The sequence below is a fragment of the Oribacterium sp. HCP3S3_B9 genome, assembly GCF_052064255.1.
Lineage (GTDB): Bacteria > Bacillota > Clostridia > Lachnospirales > Lachnospiraceae > Oribacterium.
Genome location: NZ_JBQHVY010000046.1, coordinates 1 through 2030, shown reverse-complemented (window position 1 = coordinate 2030; position 2030 = coordinate 1). Strand labels below are relative to the sequence as shown.

The 2030-nt window shown below is 63.6% G+C and carries 1 protein-coding gene; it reads right to left on the bottom strand.

The genetic code is table 11. From position 1 onward, the window contains the following. A partial coding sequence (locus ACTNC3_RS11295; RefSeq protein ID WP_441227489.1) for a hypothetical protein occupies positions 1-1463 on the bottom strand: 1463 nt, incomplete at its 3' end. Between the last annotated feature and the right edge of the window lie 567 nt (positions 1464-2030).

The window sequence follows — 2030 nt, the reverse complement described above, 5'->3', positions numbered from 1 at the left end:
GCCAACGCCTGAGCCTTGAACACCTCATCCGGGGCGTGCGTCGTCAACCCCTCGGCCATGTCCTCCCGGTACCTGACCAGTGCTGGAAACATGCGCGCAATCGAGTTCGTCGGCCACTGCAGCACCACATCGTCACCGAACCTCGACGCCCACGCATCGGCCTGCGTTTCCCAGTGCCGCGGGTCGCAGTAGATGCGCCCCACCCTGTAGCGGCGCATCACCTCATCCACGGCGGCATCAACCTCGCCGCGAGGGATACGACCCTCCGGCCACTCCCTTGGGTTCCATACCGCTGGACGCTGATCTGGCCCATACGTTGGCGTGAACCGATGCCCGTCAATCGTCTGCAATCGCAGCGCCGTCCAGTCGCTCGACCGTGACCCGTCAAACCCGCCACACACCGCCGCGCCGTCCGGCACGTCGACCGCAAGCTCAGCAGCCTCCACCACAGCCTCAGGCAGGAACGCGCCCAAGCCTTGCACCAGCATGTTCCCAAAGAACCGCTTCGCCTGCGCCGGGTCGGTGTGCATCAACTCGGCGCACTCGGCCTCGATTGCCTCCAGATCAGCCCACGGCGACCCGCGATACACAAACCGCAGAATCTTCGCCCGCTCAGATTTCAGCTCAAACCTCAGGTCAGTGGGCGGCCTGCGGTAGAACCGGAAAATATCCTTCGATGATGACTCAAACGTCTGCTGAGCCGCCGAGTTCTCCATCGGGTCCCACGGGTTCGTCACCTCCAGGCCACGACCACCCATACCCGCCAAGCCGCGGCGCATATGCTGCCATACCTTGATCAGCTTGCCCGTGTACAGGCCTGACTCATCCGCCACCGCGAAATGGATGGGAGCGCCCACCTTCGAGTTCGGTGCAGCCGTGATCGGCAACACCTCGCCATTGTTCGGCGTGCGGATGAAATCCTCACGAACCCGCATCAGCTCCTGCAACGGGCCGCGCCTGATCATCTCTTGGAGCGGCGCGTAAATGTTGTCGGTCTGATCCTCAGCCGTCGCCAACAGTTGGATGCGGGACACCGGCCGCGGAATACCCATCGGCTCACCCGCATCGTAGGCGTAGACGAACCCGCAACCGCAGCCATGATCGACACACCGATACCGCTCGCCACCAACAGCCCAGCCAGCGAAAATGCACGGCCCGACAGCCTCGAACGGGATCAGCGACGCAGCCCACGGCGACTTCCCCGTCTTCTGCGGCCCCACCACCTGCGAACGGCGATACTGGAACGCTGGCGCACCCACCGGGCGGGCCTGGTTAAACACCGCCTTCGGCTTCACCCTGTAATGGTTGAGTGTGCACCACAACTGCCAGCCGTCATGCACAAACGGCTCACCCATCGACCAGCCGTCAGCGACCAGGCAGTGGGCCTCGATCCAGTCAGCAGACAGATACCCCAGAGTTGGCCACGCAACCGACCAGTCATCGTCAGGAAGCGAGGCCGCCATTGATCGCTCTCAGCTTCGAGCCGCGAGACCGCTTCGGCGTCGCAGCCTCAGCCTCGACTGACGAGGCGGTGCGGGTTGTGATCTTCCACCCCAGAGCTGCCAAACCAGCAGGCGTCAAGCCGATGTGCTCAGCGAAACGATGCAACTGCCCCAGCACCGGGGCCGACACGGTGGCGTCCTCACACCGGACAGACAGCCGAGTCCACATCGCCACCGAACGCACCAGCCACCCCGACACGTCCATCGACCACGCGCACGCCTGCGGAGTCCGCCACGCCCACTCCCATACCTCAGACTCACGATCAGTCACGTTGGGCAGTGGAAAGTCGGGCACCGGGCCGTCATAGCCGGACGCTGGCAAATCCTCCAGCCTGTAGCCGCGAGCATCAGACCGTGCAGAGTTCTCGTCCGGCATAGGCCCAGAGCGGATACGAGCACCTTTCGCCATGATTCTGGAGCCTCCTTTGCCGCATCTCACGGCAGAGAACGAGAGCGCGGCATCTCACCGCGCTTGGGAAAAATTTGAACCCGCCGGACTGTTTTGCGCCGGTGAGCGCACAAAACAGT